Below are 20860 nucleotides of genomic sequence, written 5' to 3'. Positions count from 1 at the left end.
CAAGCATACGGAGCGCTTGCGGCCGTGGTGCTCACCCTCTAGTGGCTAGGCCGATTCGGCTTTCCTGCCGATTTGTCTCCTTTTTCTCCCTCGCGAGCGGCATGCTGGCCTAGCCTTATACGAACCCCATTAGCGCTAATTTTCGTCGTTCGCGCCCCTCTGACCGTGGCTCGTCAGATCCCTCTTTTCGCAAATCACACGCCTTTCCATACTCAGCTCCAACGACATCCCGGTCGTGGGGAAATAGTATGAAGCTTATCCATATTGTTGCCGGATTGCTGGCGCTTGCTGCCGGAGCGGTGGCGCTGTATGCCAGCAAAGGCTCGCCGTTGCACCGTCACAGCGGCGCGGTATTCGTCGCGGCGATGCTGTTGATGACGACCAGCGCCGGGGTAATGGCGCTTTTCTACTCGCCGAATCGGGTGAACGTGGTAGCGGCGACACTGACGTTTTACCTGGTCGTGACCGGGCTGCTGACGGTGCGCCGATCGGTTGCAGAAATGCGGCTGGTAACGGCCGCTCTGATGCTGATCGCAGTGACGATAAGCATGCGCGCCTTCGACCTTGGCTTCGACGCGTTGGCAAGTCCAAGCGGGCTTGTCGACCACGTGCCTGCGCCACCGCTTTTTCTGTTCGCGATTGCCGGTCTGCTCGGAGCAGGGCTCGACGCACGCCTGTTATGGGCGGGGCAAATCAGCGGTGGTCATCGGCTGGCGCGGCATCTTTGGCGCATGACGTTTGCAATGTGGATTGCGACGACCTCCTTCTTTCTCGGCCAGGCGACATTCTTCCCGGAACCGATGCGCAAGACGGCTTTGCTTGCCATCCCGGTACTCCTGGTCACGTTTCTGCTGTTCTGGTGGCTGGTGCGTGTGCTGTGGAAACGTGAACGCGCCGTGCGATATCTGAAATCAGCGGGTGGCAAGCTATGAAAAGCATCGGTTTTCCGGCGCCAGTCATGCCGACGTCGTTTGCCACCGGAATGTTCACCGCTGATCGCATGTTGCGCGGTGCCGCGACGCTGTGGCTGTGTGCGGCGTTGTTCGGCCAGTTTTTTTTTTTATTACATCGCGAGTTTCTACCTCCCTTCGACATGGTCCGGCAGCTTTGAAAACAGGAACCGGCTGAAGGCGTTGGGTGCGACGCCGTATATTGCCGGCGACGTCGCGGGCAATATGGTTTTTCTCGGCCATGCGCTGGGCGCAGGTATCGTGGCGCTCGGTGGCGCACTACAACTGATTCCCTGGCTGCGCACGCATGCGCCGACGTTTCATCGCTGGAATGGGCGCGTTTTTCTTGCCACGGTCGTGATCTTGAGTCTGAGCGGTTTCTATCTCGCATGGATCCGGCTTGAGCCGCCGCAGACGCTGACGGAACTCTCGCCGAGCATCAATGGTGTGCTCATTCTGCTGTTTGCCACGCTTACGCTACGCACGGCACTGGCGCGACGTTTCGCCACCCATCGTCGCTGGGCGCTGCGTCTTTACCTGGTGTCAAACGCGCAATGGTTTCTGCGTATCGGTGTGTTCGGCTACTTCGTCGTCAATCAATTGCTTGGCCGGGAGGCTTCATTCAGCGATCCCTTTTTTATTTCTGGACATTCGGCTGTTACCTGGTGCCGCTCGCGGTGCTGGAAATCTACCTGCGCGCCAAAGAAAGCCAGAGTGCGATCGCAAAAGCCCTGTTCGCCGGAGGGCTGGTGATGATCACCATACTGATGTCGCTCGGGATATTGGGGTTCGGCATGTTTTCGCAGATACTCATCTCGGGCGCGCCTTTGCCTTTTCCCTAGTTGCTGAATCAAGGCACCCCTTTGCGCGAGTCCATCCCTTCACGGAGAGCAGATGCCATGTCGGAAGAAGTTAGTCTATTTCGGCTGTACCTGTTGCGAGCAATGTACCTGCTGATCGCAGTAGGCTTGGGCATCACGATCTGGCCGTCCATCATTGCGCCGGCATCGGTCGTTGCCAATCCCGGCTCTGTGGTTCGTTCCTTGCTGGGCGCACTGGCGCTGGTTGCTTTGCTCGGCTTGCGTTATCCGTTGCAGATGTTGCCTTTGCTGATCTTCGAGTTGCTGTGGAAGGTGATCTGGATTGTCGCGTTTGCCTTGCCGATGTGGGCAGGTCCAGGGCTTGATGCATATGCCCGGGAATCACTATTTGCCTGCGCGATGGGGGTTGTGCTGGTGCCGTTGGTGCTGCCTTGGCGCTACCTGTACCGGCATTACGTGCGGACGCCGTCGGCGCGTTGGGCATGAAGCCGTATCCCAGTGCTCAACTGCCTGGCGACGGCCTGGGCGGCATCGATTATGCTGAAGGCATGCAAAAAAAACTTAAACCTGCTCCGAAAGGAATCGCGCTACTGCTGAACTGGCGGCGGGTGTCGTTCGTGCTTATCGTTTCGCTCAGCCTTGGCCTGCTGATGGGACTGACTTTCTGGCAGTCGGGCGTAATGTCCATCGTGGTCCGCACCGTCGGTATTGCTTTTGTCGCGATGCTGGTTTTTGGCCTGTTCGAACAATGGCCGCGCCGTTTGCCGTCTTGGTTGGCGCGGTGGGTGCTACAGGTTCTCGCGGTAGGCTTGGCTATGCCGGTAACCACGTTCTGCATTTATCTGGCTTCCACACCTGCGGACGCACCGCCGTTCTGGCAAGTCCAGGATCGGTTGGGAGGTTTCATGATATTGACCGTGCTCGGTGTTCTGCTTGCGCCGTGGGCCGCACTCGGTGCGCTGGTGCGGCAGAAGGACGCGATCGCCCGCCACCAGGCGCTGGCATTCGAACTTGAGCGCAGTGAGCTGGAACGTCAGGCAACCGATGCGCGTCTGCACCTGTTGCAGGCGCAGGTTGCGCCGCATTTTCTGTTCAATACGCTCGCCAATGTGCAGGCACTGGTGGAGTCAGGGTCGCCGAAGGCGCCGTCGGTATTGCGCAGCCTGATCGCTTATTTGCGGGCCGCAGTGCCACGACTGCATGAACCGGTTACGACACTGGGCCTGGAACTGGATCTGGTGCGCGCCTACCTTGATCTGATGCGCATGCGGATGCCGGATCGGCTGCAGTTTGCCCTGCACGTCGACAGCACGACGACGGGTTTGCGTTGTCCGCCGATGACCTTGTTGACGCTGGTCGAAAATGCCGTTCGGCATGGTATCGACCCGAGCGAGGAAGGCGGTCGCATTGATATCTTTGTGGAGCGCACAGGCGAACGCTGCCTGGTGCGCGTCAGCGATACCGGTATTGGCCTTGGCAAGGCTGGGCGCGGATTGGGTACCGGTCTGTCGACACTACGCGAGCGGCTGCAACTGGTTTTCGGTGACGAAGCGGAGTTGCGCATCAGCGAGCAACAACCCCGTGGCGTACGTGCGGAACTTGATCTGCCGGCACGAGGAATTTCAGCATGACAGCATCCCGGCCGACAGCATTAATCGCCGATGATGAGCCCTTGTTGCGCGAAGCGCTTGCTCGCCAGTTGCAACAAGTATGGCCAGAACTCGAGATCATCGCCGAGGCGCGCAATGGCCGCGACGCGGTAAAGCATTTTGAGGAGCGCCACCCGGATGTTTGCTTTCTCGATGTCCAGATGCCCGGCATGAGCGGCGTGGAAGCGGCGCAGAAAATTGGCCATCGGGCCCATCTGGTATTCGTTACCGCATTCGATCATTACGCCGTGCAAGCGTTTGCCCAGGGCGTGCTCGATTACGTGATGAAGCCAGTGGAATGCGCACGGCTGGCAGAAACGGTCGCGCGCGTAAAAGAGCGCATGCGCGCAGCAGAACCGGCACTGAACACGGAAGCGCTGCTGCAACAGCTGACTGCGCAAATTGCCGAACTTCGCAGTGGTGTGCCTTCAGCACTAAAATGGATTCGGGCGCAGATGGGTAACAATGTGCGGCTGATCGCGGTCGATGACATCGACTTCCTGCGTTCCGATACCAAGTACACCTTGATCGCCTGGCGCGGTGACAACGGCCAGCCGGCGGAAGCGCTAGTGCGCATGTCGCTGAAGGAAATCACCGCGCAACTTGACCCTGCGCAGTTCGCGCAGGTGCATCGCTCGGTTGTGGTCAACCTTCGCGCCATCAGCCATGTCAGGCGCGGCGACAATGAAACGGCTGACATTCATCTCAAGGGACGCAACGAGGTGCTTCCCGTCAGCCGCAGTTACCTGCACCTGTTCCGTCAGATGTAGGGGCGTTGGCCGCCTCAGTCGTTCCCGTGTTACAGCAAGCCTTGTTCGTTGCTGGCAAATAGACAAAGCAGGCAAAATCGCCAACGCTGACTCGGCAATTGTCTCTTCAGACGGTACACTGCAAACCCAGTTTTTCCGCCGAAATCCGTTTTATTCGCCGACAAGGTTTACCGATGCGTGCTGCCCGCGCGCTGATTTCGATCAGCGCTCTTCAACATAATCTCCAACACATCCGCCTGCTGGCGCCGAACACCAAAATCATGGCGATGCTGAAAGCCAATGGTTATGGCCACGGCCTGCTGCGCGTTGGCCATGCCCTGCGCGAGGCCGAAGCGCTCGGCGTTGCCTGCGTTGAAGAGGCGCTGGAGCTGCGCGATGGCGGCGTCAGCAATGAAATCGTCGTGCTCGAAGGCTTTTTTGCCTCACGCGAAATTCCGCTGATGGCCAAGCGCGGTTTTACCACCGTCGTCCACCATGAAAAACAGCTGCGTGAATTGGAAGAAACGCCGACCGACACGCCAATCAAAGTCTGGTTGAAAATCGATACCGGTATGCACCGCCTGGGTTTTCCGCCAGAACAGGCGATGAACGCGTTTGAGCGCCTGAGCAAGCTGGCTTGGGTGCAGCAACCGGTCGGTCAGTTATCGCACCTGGCCTGTGCCGATGAAATCGACAACCCGATGACCGGCGAACAGAACCGGCTGTTCCAGCAACTGACCCGCGAGCTGCCCGGCGACAAGAGCCTGGCCAATTCACCCGGCGTGCTGGCCTGGCCGGAAACCCATTACGACTGGGTGCGGCCGGGGCTGATGCTTTATGGCAGCTCGCCGCTGCCCGGCCATCATGGCGCTGAACACGGCTTGCAGCCAGTGATGACGCTGGAATCGCAGGTGTTCTCGACTCGCCGGCTGAAGAAAGGTGAGCGGGTTGGCTATGGCTCGGCCTGGGTTGCCGAGCGCGACACCACCATTGGCGTCGTCGCCATCGGCTATGGTGACGGCTATCCGCGCCACGCCCCGAGCGGCACACCGGTTTGGGTCGATGGCCGTATCGCGCCATTGGTCGGTCGGGTATCGATGGATATGATCACGGTCGATTTGGGCCCGGAAGCCGAGCTACCGATTGGCGCCCGCGCTGTACTCTGGGGCGCCGAGTTGCCTATCGAACAGGTTGCCGACCATGCCGGCACCATTGCCTACGAACTGATGTGCGGGGTGACTTCCCGTGTGCCATTCATGTCAGTTTGAGCAAAATCAGCAGAAAAGCCGGCAAATACGAATAAAAATGCTGGCCGCTGGCGCTTTCGGCGCGACAAGCGCTCGCACGCCCGTCTATGCTTAAACCAGACCAATTCAAAACGAAGCCAGGCGTGAAGCGCGTATTTGTTTTTTTCACATTGCTGCTGTTGTGGTGCGCGCGACCGGCCTGGTCAGCCGGCAACACGATGGTGTTCGACGTGCTCGATACCGAAACGGGTCTGGCCCAGAACACCGTCAACACCATGATGCGCGATTCGCGCGGCTTCGTCTGGATTGCCACCCAAGCCAGTCTGCAACGCTTCGACGGCTATCGGTTAATCGATTTGCTTGACGCCGCCGGCAATGAACATACCGAACACCTGACCACCCGTTATTTCACCACGCTGTTCGAAGACAGTCTGCGCCGGCTCTGGATCGGCACCAACTCCGAAGGTATGTTGCTGTTCGATATCGAGCTCGGCCAGTTCCTGCCGGTGCCGGCGCCGCTGAATGATCTGAAAGGTACTCAAGCCTCGATCAGGGCATTTTTCATCGAAGGCCAGCAGCTCTGGCTGGCCACCGATGCCGGACTGATGCGCGCCACGATGCCGAGCGGTAATGATCCGATCACACTGAACAATTTGGGCCCGAAAGGCCAACAGATCATGGCGATGGTGCCGGATGGCCGGGGCGGCGTATATCTGGCGACCCGCGGCGGCGGCTTGCGCCATGTCGATGTGGATAACCAGGAACGCTCCATAGGCGCCGGCCAAATTCCCAGTGTCGTGTATTCGCTGTGGTCTCATGACGACATGCTCTGGGTCGGCACCGAGGCCGGTGCTTACGTCGTCGACATGAATCGCCCCAGCAGCATTGAACGCATCCAGCACCCGTTGTTGAACCAGATGCCGGTCATTGCCATCACCGGCAGCAATGACGGCGAAATCTGGTTCAGTATGCAGAGCGCCGGTTTGCTGCTGTTCGAGCGGGTCGAGAAGCGCTTTACCCATATCGTCACTCATCCTTCCGACCCGTACAGCCTGCCGGATATGTGGGTGCGCAGCCTGATGCTCGACCCGAACGGCCTGCTCTGGGCCGGTACCGCGTTGCGCGGACTCGGCCGGGCGTATTCCGGTGCTGATCGGTTCGCGTTGTACCGTGAATACAGCGGCACCATGGACGAGGGCAACCGCAACCATATCCGCAGCCTTTATCAGGACCAAGCTGATCGCATTTGGCTGGGCATGGACGGCGGTGGATTGAAGCACTTGGTGCCGTCGGAAAATCGCTACGTTTACCACACTGAAGTGCTGAAGCAGGCGCTGCCCGAAGATGTCCGCAACGAAGTGTTCCGGGTTCAGGATATTTTCCCGATAAACGATCAGGCCATGTTGCTGGCCAGTAATTTCGGTTTGTTTGAGTACACGCATTCGCCGACACTCAAAGCCCGGCGCTTCAACGCCGATGTGCTCGGCGCGGCGCGTACCGATGTGCGCAGTGTTTGGCGCGATGCCGACGGCACGATTTGGGCCGGTACCACCAACGGGCTGTTCAAGATTCGTGATTGGGAGCGCATCGATGCCCATTTTCATAGCGCCAACGCCTTGACCCATAACGCGGTGTTCTCATTGTTTCGCGATAGCGACAACACGCTCTGGGTCGGCACGCTTAACGGCCTGAATCGATTGCTGCCCGATGGTGAGTGGCAGCGCTATCGGCACGATCAGCAAGACCCGAACAGTTTGTGCGGCAATGTCGTTCGCGATGTTTATCAGGATGCCGGCGGCACCATTTGGCTCGGCACCCATTCCGGGCTTTGCCGCGTGCACGATCGACGTGCCAAGGAATTGCAATTCACCCGTTACAGCAAAGAAGATGGCCTGCCGGACAACACCATTTATGCCGTGCGCGAAGACAAACTCGGCATGCTTTGGCTTAGCTCGAATCAGGGCCTGATCCGTTTCGATCGCCATGAAGTCAGTGCCACCCAGTACGACCGCTTTGACGGTTTGCAAAGCAATGAATTCAACGGCGGCTCGGCGTTCGTCAATCGGCGCGGCGAATTTCTGTTCGGTGGTGTACGCGGTTTCAATATTTTCACACCGGAGCAAATTCAACCGGAGTTGAAAGATGTGCCGATGCATCTGGTGTCATATCAGGTCGGCAGTCAACCAGAAGTAATTCTGCTCGGCGAGAAACAGCAAACGATCAGTTTCGATTTCGAGCAGAGGGTGCTGACGTTGCAATGGGCTGGCATCGATTACGTTGCTTCTCACCGCATTCAATACCGTTATCGTTTGTTGGGTTTGGACGAGCGCTGGATTGAGTCCGGCACGCGCCGGGAAGCGGTGTATTCCAATCTTGATGCCGGCAACTACACGCTGGAAATCATGGCCCGCAATCATGACGGCGTCTGGTCATCGAAGCCTTTGCAAATCGACATTCAGGTGCGCGCACCGTGGTGGTGGAATGCTTGGTCGAAGACCGTTTACGCGGTCACCCTGCTGGCGATGCTCAGCTTTTGGGCCTGGTCCATGTATCGGCGCAGCCGCGAGCGCATGTCGGCTGCCGAAACGATACGGCTGAACGAGCAGCGGCTGAAATGGGCGCTATGGGGTAGCGGTGACGCACTCTGGGACTGGAACGTCGCAACCGGCGAATTGCATCGCTCTGGTGTCGACCGTTTGCTCGGGTTACCGGAACAGGACATGGAGCAATCGATCGCCTGGCTGGAAAACAAACTGCATCCGGACGATGCGCCGCGCGCGCTGGCCGCGTTGAAACGACACCTCGCTGGCGAAACCGACAGTTTCGAAACCGAATACCGCTTGCAGGATGCGCAAGGTCGCTGGATTTGGGTGCTCGATCGCGGCCGGGTCGTCGAACGCGATGATGCCGGCCACCCGCTGCGCATGGCCGGTACGATGAAGGACGTATCGGATAAGCGCCGGCAGGAAGAGGAGCTGCGGCAGTTGGCCAGTTACGACACGCTGACCAGTCTGCCCAATCGCACCCTGTTCAACGAACGCCTGCGTCATGCCATTGCTCATGCCCGGCGCAATCAGCAACGTGTGGCGCTGCTGTTTTTGGATCTCGACCGCTTCAAGCAAATCAACGATTCGCTCGGTCACTCCGCCGGTGATTTGTTGCTCAAACAAGTCGCTAATCGTTTGCGAGCCAATGTCCGTGAAGAAGATACGGTTGCGCGCTTGGGGGGCGACGAATTCACCGTCATGTTGGAAGACATCGTGACCGTAGAGTCGGTTGGTGTCGTTGCCGGCAAGATTCTGAAAGCCTGCGAGAAACCGTTTGATCTGGGCGGTCATGAAGTGGTGATTTCGCCGTCGATTGGTATTTCGGTTTACCCGGATGATGGCGACGACACCGCGACGCTATTGAAAAACGCTGACATGGCGATGTATCACGCCAAAGAACAGGGCCGGAACAATTTCCAGTTTTTCGTTTCGGCGATGAACGAAGCGATGCGCCGGCGCATCACACTGGAATCGGCCTTACGCAAAGCGCTGGAGCGCGATGAGTTCACGCTGCATTACCAGCCAAAAATGAATATCGCCAGCGGGCAAATCACGGGGCTTGAAGCGCTGCTACGTTGGCGTAGTGCCGAGCTTGGTTCGATTCCGCCTGATGAATTCATTCCGCTGGCGGAAGATACCGGTCTGATTATTCCGATCGGCGAATGGGTGTTGCGTCATGCCTGTCAGCAATTATCAGATTGGCAACAGCAAGTCGAATTGCCAATGGTGCCGATCGCTGTCAACTTATCGATCCGACAATTGATGCATGGTGATTTGTCGCAACAGATTCAGCAGATTCTGAACGGCTATCAACTCGATCCGAAATGGCTGCATCTGGAATTGACCGAAAGCCTGGTCATGACCAATGCTGCGCAAGCTGTCGGGCGATTGAACGCGATACGTGCGATGGGCGTGCGCTTGGCCGTCGACGATTTCGGCACCGGCTATTCGTCGTTGTCCTATTTGCGGCGTCTGCCGATCGACACGATCAAAATCGACAAAGCGTTTGTCCGTGACATCACCGTCGATGAAGACGACGCGACGATCATCCGCACCATCATCGCGATGGCGCATTCCTTGAAACTGACCGTTGTCGCCGAAGGCGTCGAAACCAGTGAACAATTGCATTTCCTGCGCGAAGAAGGTTGCGAAGAATTGCAGGGCTACTGGCTGTCGAAGCCGTTGCCCGCCAACGATGTCATGGCCATGCTGCAACGCCATCATTGAGCATGCTGCCCGGTTACGTGTCGATGCGAATTACTGAGAAGCGAGGTAGGTGCGAATTTATTCGCACAATGGCCGGACAATTGTGCGTCGCTTCCGGATGTCCGGATAAATCCTGAGGAATCCCCACGAAAAGCCGAAAAAATTCAAGGGATTATGGAACAAACACGATTGCAGCCGATCAGATCCGGTGACGAAACCAAACGGAATCGGAGAGAGCAATCGTGTTTGTGCGAAAGATGGTAAACGATTGGCTGAGTGATTGGCTACCGCGGATGCACAGTGCGCGGCGCGCGATTTTGAGTGCCGTGGTGGCGACGTCTTGCCTCTATCGGGTCGTGGGTATCGCAGCGCTCGGGCGGCGCTTGGCCAACGGCGGTTCGGTCAAGCACGCGATCAAAACGGTCGACCGGCTGATGGATAACCGCCATCTGCACAGCGAGCGGACGCCGCTCTATGCATGGCTTGCTCATTTCCTGCCAGGCACGCAAACTCGACCGCTGTTGCTGCTGGACTGGAGTCAAGTGCATCCCGGTAGTGAGCAATACGTATTACGGGTGGCGGCACTCAAAAAGGACGCGCGCTCGCCATTTATGAAGAAGTGTACAGGCGCGGGCGCATGGACAAAGCCAAGACCATGAAAACGGTGCTGGCAAACCTGGCTCAGATCCTGCCAGCGGGAAGTGTGCCCATTCTGGTCATGGATGCCGGCTTTCGCAATCCTTGGTTCAAAGCGATTGAAAAGCACGGTTGGCATTGGGTGGCCCGAATCCGAGGCCAAGTTTGCTACCAAAAGCGGTTGGACAAGGACTGGCAAGCCTGTCAGACCTTGCATGAAACCGCCACGGCAATAGCGCGCCGGATTGGCGATGTGCGGCTTGCCAAAACCCATCCTCACCGTTGTACGTTGCACCTGTATAAAAGCAAATCGACCGACAGCAAACGACACCGGCACCGTGCTGTCAGCCGGGATGCCAATGTGCTGAAAGCGAAGCGGCGGGCAAAGGAACCCTGGGTGTTGGCCAGCTCAGACTCGCTGTCCGACTTGAGCAGTCAGGAGATAGTGGCCATCTATAAACAGCGGATGAAAATCGAAGAAAGCTTCCGCGACACCAAATCCCATTTGGGGTGGCGCTTCGAGGAAATGCGCAGTTATCTGAGGCACAAGATCGAAAACCTGTTAATCGTGGCGGCGGTGGCGTTGTTTACCTTGACGGTGATCGGTCGTTACGCCGAATCGCAGCAAATGCAGAAAGACTACCAAGCCAACACCGAGACGAAACGGCGCGTGCTCTCGGCGCTGAAACTGGGATGGAACGTCGTGCGCAACAGATTTACCTTCCGTCTTGCCCTTATGCGACAAGCATTACAGGATATGACGAAGGTCGAATATGCATAAATTCGTGGGGATCCCTCAGGATAAATCCGAACCTACTTTGGCTTCTTAGCCGGTCATCGTCGCCCAGAGCAATCCGAGCCGTTCATGCAACACATTGCTGCTCATCTCCAATGCCCTGGCATTCGGCACCCATGCCAGCGGGCCGATGTTGCCGCTGCCATCGCGGTTGAAGCCGGTTGGCGCCGGGATCACTTTCAGGCTGTGTTGCTCGAACCAGTATTGGGCGCGTGGCATGTGAGTCGCATCGGTGACCAGATAAATCGTCGAAATATTATTCTCTTTCAGAATCTTTGCCGAATACTCGGCGTTTTCGCGGGTGTTACGGCTCTTGGTTTCCAGCCAGTGCGGGGCGCCGCGAAAATCGCTGATAAAGCTGTCGTTCATCAGCACCGCTTCGGCAGTCGATTCGCCGAATACCTTGCCGCCACTCAATAGCACAGGCAGATGCGTTTGCCGTTGCAAGCGGGCGGCGTAGCGCAGCCGCTCCAGCGTGCGCGGGCTGACCGTGTCGATGTCATCGAATTCCGGCGCGGCGTTGCGGCGGCCACCAGCCAACACAACAATCGCGGTATCTTTCTGATCGGCGGCCTGCAGGCTCAGGCGCAGCGCCGTCGTGGGTTGCAGCTGAGACACCAGCCCCTGGGCAACGAAAGGGGTACTGAAGGCGTACAGCGTTGCCAGGCTCAATGAGAATAGAGCAATCGACAGTGCCCGCGACCAGCGTCCAACCCAAAACGCCAGCAGAATCAACAGCAGGTTGATGCCCGGTGGCAACAACAGCAATTTCACGGTGTAGATGGCAATGATGTCCCAATGCATGATGTTTATCGTCGCAAAGTGGCTGAAATTCGGGTTTGGCGCGAACCGGCGCATAGCACCGGCGGCCCGGCCTACGGTAAGCTTAACACTGGCAAGGCGAGCGCGGCGGGCATGCGTTACACTGCGCGCCCGGCGTCGGCAGTGTAACGGCAGCGAGCCCGGTTTACGGCGACCTTCATCACTAATTTGCCCGGCTTTCGGGCGGTCGCCGGTGGCGGCGACATCATCGAATAACTCAACCTTTCAGTTTCAGGCGTAGACAATGACGATAATGGAAGAACATTACCACCCCGAACAGATTGAACCGAAAGTGCAGACGCTGTGGTCTGACACCGATGCGTTCCTGGCCACCGAGGACGAGCACAAAGAAAAATTTTACTGCCTGTCGATGTTCCCTTATCCGAGCGGTCGTCTGCACATGGGCCATGTGCGCAATTACACCATCGGTGATGTCGTCTCGCGCGTACAACGCATGCTTGGCAAAGCCGTACTGCAACCGATGGGCTTCGATGCCTTTGGTCTGCCAGCCGAAAACGCCGCGATTCAAAACGGCGTACCGCCGGCGGCTTGGACCGACGACAACATGGCCTATATGAAAGGCCAGTTGAATCGTTTGGGTTTTGGTTACGACTGGTCGCGCGAACTGGCCACCTGCAAACCGGAGTATTACCACTGGGAGCAGTGGTTCTTTACCCGCCTGATGAAAAAAGGCATCGCCTACAAAAAAATGGCCGTGGTTAACTGGGACCCGGTTGATCAAACGGTACTGGCCAATGAACAAGTCATTGATGGCCGCGGTTGGCGCTCCGGTGCGCTGGTCGAGCGCCGGGAAATTCCGCAGTGGTTCCTGAAAATCACCGATTACGCCGAAGAATTGTTGAGTGATTTGGACATGCTTGATGGCTGGCCGGATCAGGTCAAAACCATGCAGCGCAACTGGATCGGCAAAAGCGAAGGCCTGGTTATTCGTTTCCCGCTGGATGGCCGTGACGGCAATCTGGAAGTGTTCACCACCCGTCCCGATACGCTGATGGGCGCAACGTTTGTCTCAATCGCCGCGCAACACCCGCTGGCGCTGGAGGCGGCGAAAACGCATCCGGACATCGCGGCATTCATCGAGCAATGCAAAACCCAGACGACGATGGAAGCCGACATGGCGACCATGGAGAAAAAAGGCGTCGCGACGCCGTTCCATGTCGTGCATCCGGTCAACGGCGACAAAATCCCGGTCTGGATCGGCAATTTCGTGTTGATGGAATACGGCACCGGTGCAGTCATGGCCGTTCCCGGTCACGATCAGCGCGATTGGGAGTTCGCTACCAAGTACGGTTTGTCGATCAAGCAAGTGATCAAACCGGTCAACGGCGATGCCATCGATTTGACTCAGAGTGCTTATACCGAGCGTGGTATCACGATCAATTCCGGCGAGTTCGATGGTCTGGATTTCGATGCGGCCTTGGCGAAATTTGATGCTTATTTGAGCGCAAAAGGCTTAGGGGAAAAGCGCGTCAACTTCCGTTTGCGTGATTGGGGCGTTTCCCGTCAGCGCTACTGGGGTTGTCCGATCCCGGTGATCAACTGCGGCGATTGTGGCGCCGTGCCGGTACCGGATGACCAACTGCCGGTGACGCTGCCGCTGGATGTCAAAATCACTGGTGCTGGTTCACCGCTGAAACAACTGGATTCCTGGAAAAACTGCACCTGTCCGAACTGTGGTCGTCCGGCCGAGCGCGAAACTGACACGTTCGATACCTTCATGGAATCGAGCTGGTATTACGCCCGCTATTCCTGCCCGGGCAATAAAGAGCAGATGCTCGATGAGCGGGCCAAATACTGGACGCCGGTCGATCAATACATCGGCGGTATCGAGCACGCGATTTTGCACCTGTTGTACGCGCGCTTTTTCCACAAACTGATGCGTGATGAAGGTTTGGTGGATTCCGACGAGCCGTTCACGCGCTTGCTGACGCAAGGCATGGTCGTTGCCGAAACCTATTACCGCATCGATGCCGACGGCAAGAAAACCTGGTTCAATCCGGGCGATGTCGAAGTCGAACTCGATGACAAAGCGCGGCCGATTTCTGCGCATTTTGTCGGTGATGGTCAGGCCGTGCATATCGGCGGCACCGAGAAAATGTCGAAGTCGAAAAACAACGGTGTTGATCCGCAGAAAATGATCGACAAATACGGTGCCGACACCGTGCGCCTGTTTATGATGTTCGCAGCGCCGCCAGAGATGCAGCTGGAATGGAGCGATGCCGGCGTTGAAGGCGCGCACCGTTTTCTTCGTCGCTTGTGGCGGCAGGTGTTCCAGCATCGCAGCGCTGGCCTGGTGAAACCGCTGGATGTCGCCAATTTGAGCGAGCAGCAGCGTGAGCTGTATCGCAAAACCCATGAAACGCTGGCGAAAGTCAGCGATGACATGCAGCGCCGCTACACGTTCAACACGGCGATTGCCGCGGTCATGGAATTGTCGAATGCGATTGGCAAGTTTGTCGCGGTCGATGAACAGGATCGCGCCGTGGTGCAGCACGCACTGGAAATGGCCGTGTTGATGCTGAGCCCGATTACCCCGCATATTTGTCATGCGCTGTGGCAGCACTTGGGTCATGAACACTACATTCACCAGAGTGATTGGCCGGAAGTCGACCAAAGCGCGTTGGTGCGGGAAGTGCTGACCATCGTTGTTCAAGTCAATGGCAAATTGCGTGCGCGCCTGGATGTCGCTGCTGATGCCGATGAAGCGGCGATTAAATCACTGGCACTGACAAACGACAGCGTGCAAAAGCAGATGGAAGGCAAAACGCTGCGCAAAGCGATTTATGTGCCCGGCAAATTGCTGAACCTGGTTGTTGCATGAGTGGCGGCATGAACGGATGTGGCATGAAAAGAACGCTGCTGATCGTTTCGGCATTGTTGCTGCTGACGGCCTGCGGTTTTCGTCTGCGCGGTTCGCTGCCGGGCCTTGAGGACGCGAAAGTGTTTGTCGAGGCGCCGGCAACGGAAGAATCGCTGTTGCTGACCATTCAGGAAAGCATTGAGCAAACCGAGATGACGTTGGTCGACTCGGCTGACGCGGCAGAAGTTCTGCTGCGTATCGATAATGCGCGCCTGACCCGTCGTACGCAAACCGTTGGCGAATTTGGCCGTGCCCAGGATTACGAATTGATTCTGACCGTAACGTTCAAACTCGGCGCACTGAATCAGCTGAGCGATCAGCAGCCGCGCAGCGTCGATGCCCGGCGTGAATACAACTTCGACAATACCGACTTGCTTGGCAAGGCCGAAGAAGAAGCGCTGCTGGTGCGCGAAATGCAGCGCGAAATCGCCGCGCGCCTGCTGCGGCAAGTGTCGTATCAAGCCAGTGAACTCAAGCGGGCCGATGCGCGTTGACCCGAGTGCGCTGAGCGCTCAGCTCGGCAAGGCGATACCGGCCGGGCTGGTGGTGATCGGCGATGAGCTGCTGCTGCGTGAAGAAGCGCTCGATACGATACGTCAATCGGCGAAAGCGCAGGGCTTCACCGAGCGCGATGTGTTCACGATTGACAAGCAAACCGATTTCGCCGCGCTCGATCAGGGCGCGGCCAATTTCTCGCTATTCGCCAGTCGCAAAATTCAGGAATACCATTTCTCGCAAACGCCGAATAAAGACGGCCAGCAGTTTCTGCAGGCGCGCTCGCAGAGCGATGATGTCGATACCTTGACCGTCGTCGTATTGCCCGAGCTGAAGCGCAAGGAAATGGAATCCGTCTGGTGCCGGGCCTTGCTTGATCGTTTCATGCTGGTGCCGGTCGTGACGGTTGATGTGCAGGCGTTTCCACGCTGGCTTGCCGATCGTTTGCAGCGTGAACAACTGACTATCGATGCCGCTGGCCGCGAACAATTGTTGCACTGGTTTGAAGGTAATTTGCTGGCGTGCAGCCAGTTGCTGACGCAATTGAAATTGCTTTACGGTCAGCAGCCGATCAGCGCCGATGAGATCCGCAACGTTGCCTCCGAAAACGCCCGTTATCAGTTATTCGATATCGTCGATTTGGCGTTTAATGGCGACAGCGCCCGGGTGCTCAGAATGTGGCAGGGCTTGCTCGCCGAAGACGGGCAAAGCCATATGCGCACGCTCTCTGGAGTGTTGGCGCGTGATCTGCAACAACTGGCGCAATTGCGTTTTCTGCTGGCGCGAGGTGAGTCGTCGGCGAACGCGTTACGCGCCGTCAATGTCTGGCGGCAGCGCCAGGGGCCGTTCATGCAGGCCTGCAAGCGTTTGAGTGTGGCCGATATTCAGCATCTGCTGCAGCAATTGAGTCAGATCGATCAAGCCTTGAAAGGTGTGCTGCAGCACAATCCGGCGCGGCTTATCGAGCAATTATTGTTGCGCATTGCCGGCCTTCAGGTGGCGGCATGAAATCGATCCGACTGTTGCTTGGCGGCAGTTTCGATCCGGTGCATCAAGGGCATTTGCGTGTCGCGCACACTGTCGCCGACGCCAGCGGTCAAACCGTTTTTCTGTTGCCGACGTCTCAATCACCATTCAAGGCCGGCGCCCACGCCAGTGCTGAGCATCGCTTGGCGATGCTGCAACTGGCGATCGCTGAGCAGGCATCCTTGGCCGTTGATACGTTTGAGTTGCAGCAAACCGGTGTCCATTACACGATTGCCACTTGGCGTCATTTTCAGGCTTTGCAAATCGCGCCGGTATTCATCATTGGTTGGGATGCGTTCGCCAGTCTTGAACGCTGGCATGAGGGCGAAACGCTGATCGCCAATGCCCATTTCATCGTGCTGGCCCGCGATGGCGAGCACGATGAGTTGTCGAGCAGCTTGCAGCAGCGTTGGCAGATGCGCCAGAAGTTGTCGGCGGATACGCTGCAATCGGTGCGAGCCAGCGAACACGGCCAGACCTTTTTTTGTCCGATGGAGAAAATCGAACTGTCGTCCAGCGCGATTCGCTGTGAACTCGCTGAAGGACGCCAGCCGGCCGGATTGCCGAAAGCGGTTTATCATTATATTGAGCAGCATCAGTTGTACCGTCAGCCGCTCGCCGGCTGAACCCTATCCCCGCAGCAGAAGCTGGGGGAAAACCTGAACAGGAGCGCTATGAGCAAACAGCCATTGCAAGAACGGGTACTGACGGAACTCGCCGAAATGAAGGCGCGCGAAGTCAGTTGCCTGAATATCAGCGAAATGACCAGCCTGGCCGATTACATGATCATCTGTAGCGGCACCTCGAATCGACATACCCGCGCGATTGCCAACCACATCACTGACGTGCTGAAGAACGAACTCGGTGTGACGCCGATTGGTGTTGAAGGCATGGACACCGGCGAATGGATTCTGGTCGATTTCGGCGATGTCATCGTGCACGTGATGTTGCGCGAAACCCGCGATTACTATCAGCTGGAAAAACTCTGGGATCCGAACTGGGGTACGGCCGCCAAAGCGGAATAAGGTTACGCTGACGTGAAAATCCGCCTGCTGTGTCTGGGCAACAAAATGCCCGGCTGGGTGACGACCGGCTTTCTCGAATACGCCGGCAGGTTACCGGCCGAATGCCGGCTCGAACTGCAGGAGTTCGATTTGCCGAAACGCGGCAAAAATCCCGATATTCCACGCTTGATGGCGCAAGAGGCCGCGATGCTCAGCGCCGCGCTGAAAGGCAATGAACGAATCATCGCGCTCGATGTCACAGGAAAAGCCTGGACTACCGAGCAACTGTCACAGCAAATGCAGTACTGGATGTTTGATGGTCGCGATGTCGCGCTGCTGATTGGCGGACCCGACGGACTGGCGCCGGAGTTGTTGCAGCGAGCCGAACAGCGCTGGTCATTGTCGGCGCTTACGATGCCGCATCCGTTGGTGCGCATTGTCGTCGCCGAAGCGTTGTACCGGGCCCACACAATTTTGATCAACCATCCCTATCATCGTGCCTGAGCTTGCGACGATAATAGCGGTTCTTAACCTGAAGCGAGATTGGCCGTTTTGACGTACCGCGTGCGCATGAAAGATCCGGTGACCGAAGGCGGATTGTTTTATCGACGCGCGCTGATGGCCGGCGCTGTGGTGCTGATCCTGTTTCTGGCGCTGGTCGGGCGCTTGTTCTATCTGCAAGTCCTGAGCTACGAAGAATACGTCGCCAAAGCCGATCGCAATCGCATCAGCACCATACCCTTGGCACCGACCCGCGGCCTGATTTACGACCGCAATGGCGTCGTGCTCGCCGAAAATCGCACCAGCTTCAGCCTGGAAGTGATGCTGGAAAAAACCCGCGATGTCGATGCGCTGATTGAGGAGTTGAGCAGCGTCATCACCATCAGCGATGATGATCGGGAACGTTTCGCTCAGGAACGACGCCAGCGTCGCAAAGGCCGGGCGATTCCAATTCGCACTCGATTGAGTGAAAAAGAAGTCGCACAATTCTCGGTCAACCAGCACCGGTTTCCGGCCGTCAGTTTGCGCGGCCAGTTGATTCGGCACTACCCATTCGGTGAGCAATTCGTACATGCCATTGGCTATGTTGGCCGCATCAATGATCGCGAATGGGAAAAACTTGATCAGGCCAATTATGCGGCCACTTCCCATATCGGTAAGGTCGGGCTCGAACGTTTCTATGAGCAGGTGTTGCACGGCGCGGTCGGTTATCAGGAAATCGAAACCGACGTTCACGATCGGCTGGTACGCGTGCTGAATCGTGTCGCGCCGATCGATGGCAAAGATCTGCATTTGCATCTGGATAGCGAGTTGCAGTTTGCCGCGTTGTCGATGCTTGGCGAGCAACGCGGCGTTATCGTCGCGATCGATCCGAACGACGGCGGTGTATTGGCGCTGGTCAGCGCGCCGGGTTTTGATCCGAATCCGTTCGTCACCGGTATCGATTCACTTTCTTATCGCGCCCTGAATGAATCGCCCGATGCGCCAATGTTCAATCGCGCCATCAACGGTGTTTATCCGCCGGGTTCAACCGTCAAACCGCATCTGGCCTTGGCTGGTTTGATGTCTGGTGTCACCCAACCTTCACGCAAAGTCTGGGACCCGGGCTGGTATCAGCTGCCTGGCGATGAACGAAAATACCGCGACTTCAACTGGCATCTCGGTGGCCACGGCTGGGTCGATTTACACACGTCGATCATCATCTCCTGCGACACTTACTTTTACGACATGGCCAATCGTATGGGCATTGATGTGTTGCACGACTATATGCAGCGTTTTGGTTTCGGCCAGAAAACCGGACTTGATGTTTATGAAGAAGCCAGCGGTCTGTTGCCGTCCAGTGAATGGAAGCGAAGGGCACGAAAACAAGCCTGGTATCCCGGTGAAACCTTGAGTGTGGGGATCGGTCAGGGCTATTGGAACGCAACGTCGCTACAACTGGTCAGCTCAACGGCCGCATTGGCGAACGGCGGCAAGCGTTACCAACTGCAACTGGTCGATGCGCTCGGCGTCATGGATAACCGTCAGGATTTGCCGGCACAACTGGCCGAACATCAGTTGAATGCCATTCCGCCGGAACATCTGAAACTGGTGCGCGATGCAATGAAAGACGTGGTTCACGGCGCGCGCGGTACGGCACGCAAAGCATTCACCGGTATTGATTACCTGGCGGCTGGAAAAACCGGTACGGCACAGGTTGCCTCCTATGCGCAGGACGCCAAATATGATGCCACCAAAGTCGAAGAACGGTTTCGCGACAACGCCTTGTTTGTCGGCTACGCGCCTTACGACAAACCGAAAATTGCCGTTATCGTGCTGGTCGAAAACGTCATGGGCGGCGGCGGTTCCAATGCTGCACCTCTGGCTCGTCGTGTGATCGATGCTTACCTGGAGAAAAACGGCCGTGACTGATTTTGCCAGCCGTATCCACACCCATAAAGAGCGCCATAATCTGGCCTGGCGTCTACATTTGGATACCACGCTATTGACGGCGCTGATGTTGCTGATGGCACTGGCTCTCGGCATCGTTTACAGCGCTGGCGGCGACAGCACGGTCAATAAACAGTTGGCGCGTTTGGCCGTTGGCATGGGCGTCATGGTGGTGTTGGCGCAAATTCCTCCACGGATTCTGAAGCTGTGGTCACCGGCCATTTATCTCGCCGGCATCATCATGTTGCTGGTGGTTGAATTCACCGGCGTCATTGGCAAGGGTGCGCAGCGCTGGATCGATCTCGGTTTCTTTCGCTTTCAGCCATCAGAATTGTTGAAGCTGGCGGTGCCGATGATGCTGGCATGGTATTTCGCCGAGAAACCGTTGCCACCAACCTTAAAGCAAATTGTGGTGGCGTTATTATTGATTATCGTACCGGTGGTGCTGATCGCCATCCAACCTGATTTAGGCACATCGTTGCTGATCTTTGCTTCCGGCTTTTTTGTCTTGTGGTTGGCTGGCTTGCAATGGAAGCTGGTGGCCTCTTCGGCGTTGCTGGCTGCCGCTGCGGCACCTATGCTGTGGTTTTTCTATATGCGCGATTACCAGAAGCAGCGCGTGCTGACTTTTCTCGATCCAGAAAAGGATCCACTCGGCTCTGGCTATCACATTATCCAATCGAAAATCGCCGTGGGTTCCGGTGGCCTGTACGGAAAAGGTTACATGCAAGGCACGCAGTCGCAGCTGGAGTTCATTCCGGAGCGGCACACCGATTTTATTTTCGCCGTATTTGGTGAAGAATTTGGCTTTCTCGGTGCCGTGTTGTTGATGGTGCTATTTGCGTTTATTGTCTGGCGCGGCCTGTACATTGCGAGCAATGCCCAGGATACCTATTCACGCTTGCTGGCCGGTGCCATCACACTGACGTTTTCGGTTTACGTCATCGTCAATATCGGCATGGTGATTGGCGTGTTGCCGGTAGTGGGTGTGCCGCTACCGCTGGTCAGTTATGGCGGCACCTCGTCCGTGACATTGTTGGCCGGGTTTGGTTTACTGATGTCCTTGCACACGCATCGACGTCTGCTATCGAGTTAAGGAAT

At 57.0% G+C, this 20860-nt stretch carries 19 protein-coding genes; 18 read left to right on the top strand and 1 reads right to left on the bottom strand.

Annotated features, from left to right (window positions below; translation table 11 throughout):
• Positions 1-248 precede the first annotated feature (248 nt).
• From E2H98_RS06455 to E2H98_RS06410, 10 genes are all read left to right on the top strand, one after another.
• On the top strand, positions 249-932 hold the full coding sequence (locus E2H98_RS06455; RefSeq protein WP_133588711.1) for a DUF2306 domain-containing protein: 684 nt from the start codon (positions 249-251) through the stop codon (positions 930-932).
• Positions 929-1111 carry a hypothetical protein gene (locus tag E2H98_RS06450; protein WP_133588713.1) on the top strand — a complete coding sequence of 61 codons (183 nt, stop codon included), beginning with the start codon at positions 929-931 and terminating at the stop codon, positions 1109-1111. The genes E2H98_RS06455 and E2H98_RS06450 overlap by 4 nt, the downstream gene beginning before the upstream one ends.
• Positions 1112-1133: 22 nt before the next feature.
• Positions 1134-1703, top strand: a complete 570-nt coding sequence (locus E2H98_RS06445) for a DUF2306 domain-containing protein (protein WP_133588715.1) — start codon at positions 1134-1136, stop codon at positions 1701-1703.
• 146 nt (positions 1704-1849) lie between these two features.
• The gene (locus tag E2H98_RS06440) at positions 1850-2257 is read left to right on the top strand and encodes a hypothetical protein (protein ID WP_133588717.1); all 408 of its coding nucleotides are present in this window, start codon (positions 1850-1852) and stop codon (positions 2255-2257) included.
• On the top strand, positions 2254-3402 hold the full coding sequence (locus E2H98_RS06435; protein ID WP_198325250.1) for a sensor histidine kinase: 1149 nt from the start codon (positions 2254-2256) through the stop codon (positions 3400-3402). Before E2H98_RS06440 ends, E2H98_RS06435 begins: the two co-directional genes overlap by 4 nt.
• Entirely contained in the window at positions 3399-4190 is a 792-nt protein-coding gene (locus tag E2H98_RS06430; RefSeq protein WP_133588719.1) for a LytR/AlgR family response regulator transcription factor, read from the top strand. The genes E2H98_RS06435 and E2H98_RS06430 overlap by 4 nt, the downstream gene beginning before the upstream one ends.
• A gap of 173 nt (positions 4191-4363) precedes the next feature.
• Complete coding sequence (gene alr, locus E2H98_RS06425; protein WP_133588721.1) at positions 4364-5437, top strand: alanine racemase; 1074 nt, start codon at positions 4364-4366, stop codon at positions 5435-5437.
• Positions 5438-5559: 122 nt separating this feature from the next.
• Positions 5560-9690, top strand: a complete 4131-nt coding sequence (locus E2H98_RS06420) for an EAL domain-containing protein (protein ID WP_162848155.1) — start codon at positions 5560-5562, stop codon at positions 9688-9690.
• A 221-nt stretch (positions 9691-9911) separates the two neighbouring features.
• Complete coding sequence (locus tag E2H98_RS06415; protein ID WP_157591250.1) at positions 9912-10328, top strand: hypothetical protein; 417 nt, start codon at positions 9912-9914, stop codon at positions 10326-10328.
• The gene (locus E2H98_RS06410) at positions 10307-11086 is read left to right on the top strand and encodes an IS4 family transposase (protein WP_232475469.1); all 780 of its coding nucleotides are present in this window, start codon (positions 10307-10309) and stop codon (positions 11084-11086) included. The genes E2H98_RS06415 and E2H98_RS06410 overlap by 22 nt, the downstream gene beginning before the upstream one ends.
• 45 nt (positions 11087-11131) lie before the next feature.
• Here E2H98_RS06410 and E2H98_RS06405 read toward each other — a convergent pair whose 3' ends face one another.
• Entirely contained in the window at positions 11132-11905 is a 774-nt protein-coding gene (locus E2H98_RS06405; protein WP_157591277.1) for a YdcF family protein, read from the bottom strand.
• Positions 11906-12176: 271 nt separating this feature from the next.
• Between E2H98_RS06405 and leuS the strand changes: the two genes are divergently transcribed.
• The 8 genes from leuS (at position 12177) to rodA (ending at position 20855) form a co-directional block, all read left to right on the top strand.
• Positions 12177-14765: a leucine--tRNA ligase gene (leuS, locus tag E2H98_RS06400; protein WP_133593878.1), complete on the top strand. Its 2589-nt coding sequence runs from the start codon at positions 12177-12179 to the stop codon at positions 14763-14765.
• Positions 14766-14788: 23 nt separating this feature from the next.
• Entirely contained in the window at positions 14789-15298 is a 510-nt protein-coding gene (locus tag E2H98_RS06395) for an LPS-assembly lipoprotein LptE (RefSeq protein ID WP_157591276.1), read from the top strand.
• Positions 15288-16307, top strand: a complete 1020-nt coding sequence (gene holA / locus E2H98_RS06390; protein ID WP_157591275.1) for a DNA polymerase III subunit delta — start codon at positions 15288-15290, stop codon at positions 16305-16307. Before E2H98_RS06395 ends, holA begins: the two co-directional genes overlap by 11 nt.
• A complete protein-coding gene (gene nadD / locus E2H98_RS06385) occupies positions 16304-16951 on the top strand; it encodes a nicotinate (nicotinamide) nucleotide adenylyltransferase (RefSeq protein ID WP_133593870.1) in 648 nt (215 codons plus the stop codon). The genes holA and nadD overlap by 4 nt, the downstream gene beginning before the upstream one ends.
• Positions 16952-16999: 48 nt before the next feature.
• Complete coding sequence (gene rsfS / locus E2H98_RS06380; RefSeq protein WP_133593868.1) at positions 17000-17350, top strand: ribosome silencing factor; 351 nt, start codon at positions 17000-17002, stop codon at positions 17348-17350.
• 12 nt (positions 17351-17362) lie between these two features.
• Positions 17363-17833, top strand: coding sequence for a 23S rRNA (pseudouridine(1915)-N(3))-methyltransferase RlmH (gene rlmH / locus E2H98_RS06375; RefSeq protein ID WP_133593866.1), 471 nt, complete (start codon positions 17363-17365; stop codon positions 17831-17833).
• Between the two features lie 66 nt (positions 17834-17899).
• Positions 17900-19741, top strand: coding sequence for a penicillin-binding protein 2 (gene mrdA, locus E2H98_RS06370; RefSeq protein ID WP_133593865.1), 1842 nt, complete (start codon positions 17900-17902; stop codon positions 19739-19741).
• Positions 19734-20855, top strand: coding sequence for a rod shape-determining protein RodA (gene rodA, locus E2H98_RS06365; protein WP_232475468.1), 1122 nt, complete (start codon positions 19734-19736; stop codon positions 20853-20855). The genes mrdA and rodA overlap by 8 nt, the downstream gene beginning before the upstream one ends.
• Positions 20856-20860 lie beyond the last annotated feature (5 nt).

Origin of the sequence: Permianibacter aggregans, from assembly GCF_009756665.1 — a bacterium.
In the GTDB taxonomy this organism is placed as follows: Bacteria; Pseudomonadota; Gammaproteobacteria; order Enterobacterales; family Permianibacteraceae; genus Permianibacter; species Permianibacter aggregans.
The sequence above is the reverse complement of the archived record's forward strand: the minus strand, read 5'-3'. Positions and strand labels throughout refer to the sequence as shown.

Bases quoted from the DNA above. Each gene is read 5' to 3' on its own strand.
- alr (WP_133588721.1), top strand. From the start codon at position 4,364: ATGCGTGCTGCCCGCGCGCTGATTTCGATCAGCGCTCTTCAACATAAT.
- mrdA (WP_133593865.1), top strand. From the start codon at position 17,900: ATGAAAGATCCGGTGACCGAAGGCGGATTGTTTTATCGACGCGCGCTG.
- E2H98_RS06455 (WP_133588711.1), top strand. From the start codon at position 249: ATGAAGCTTATCCATATTGTTGCCGGATTGCTGGCGCTTGCTGCCGGA.
- E2H98_RS06395 (WP_157591276.1), top strand. From the start codon at position 14,789: ATGAAAAGAACGCTGCTGATCGTTTCGGCATTGTTGCTGCTGACGGCC.
- nadD (WP_133593870.1), top strand. From the start codon at position 16,304: ATGAAATCGATCCGACTGTTGCTTGGCGGCAGTTTCGATCCGGTGCAT.
- rsfS (WP_133593868.1), top strand. From the start codon at position 17,000: ATGAGCAAACAGCCATTGCAAGAACGGGTACTGACGGAACTCGCCGAA.
- E2H98_RS06405 (WP_157591277.1), bottom strand. From the start codon at position 11,905: ATGCATTGGGACATCATTGCCATCTACACCGTGAAATTGCTGTTGTTG.
- E2H98_RS06430 (WP_133588719.1), top strand. From the start codon at position 3,399: ATGACAGCATCCCGGCCGACAGCATTAATCGCCGATGATGAGCCCTTG.
- leuS (WP_133593878.1), top strand. From the start codon at position 12,177: ATGGAAGAACATTACCACCCCGAACAGATTGAACCGAAAGTGCAGACG.
- E2H98_RS06410 (WP_232475469.1), top strand. From the start codon at position 10,307: ATGGACAAAGCCAAGACCATGAAAACGGTGCTGGCAAACCTGGCTCAG.
- E2H98_RS06450 (WP_133588713.1), top strand. From the start codon at position 929: ATGAAAAGCATCGGTTTTCCGGCGCCAGTCATGCCGACGTCGTTTGCC.
- E2H98_RS06440 (WP_133588717.1), top strand. From the start codon at position 1,850: ATGTCGGAAGAAGTTAGTCTATTTCGGCTGTACCTGTTGCGAGCAATG.
- holA (WP_157591275.1), top strand. From the start codon at position 15,288: ATGCGCGTTGACCCGAGTGCGCTGAGCGCTCAGCTCGGCAAGGCGATA.
- E2H98_RS06435 (WP_198325250.1), top strand. From the start codon at position 2,254: ATGAAGCCGTATCCCAGTGCTCAACTGCCTGGCGACGGCCTGGGCGGC.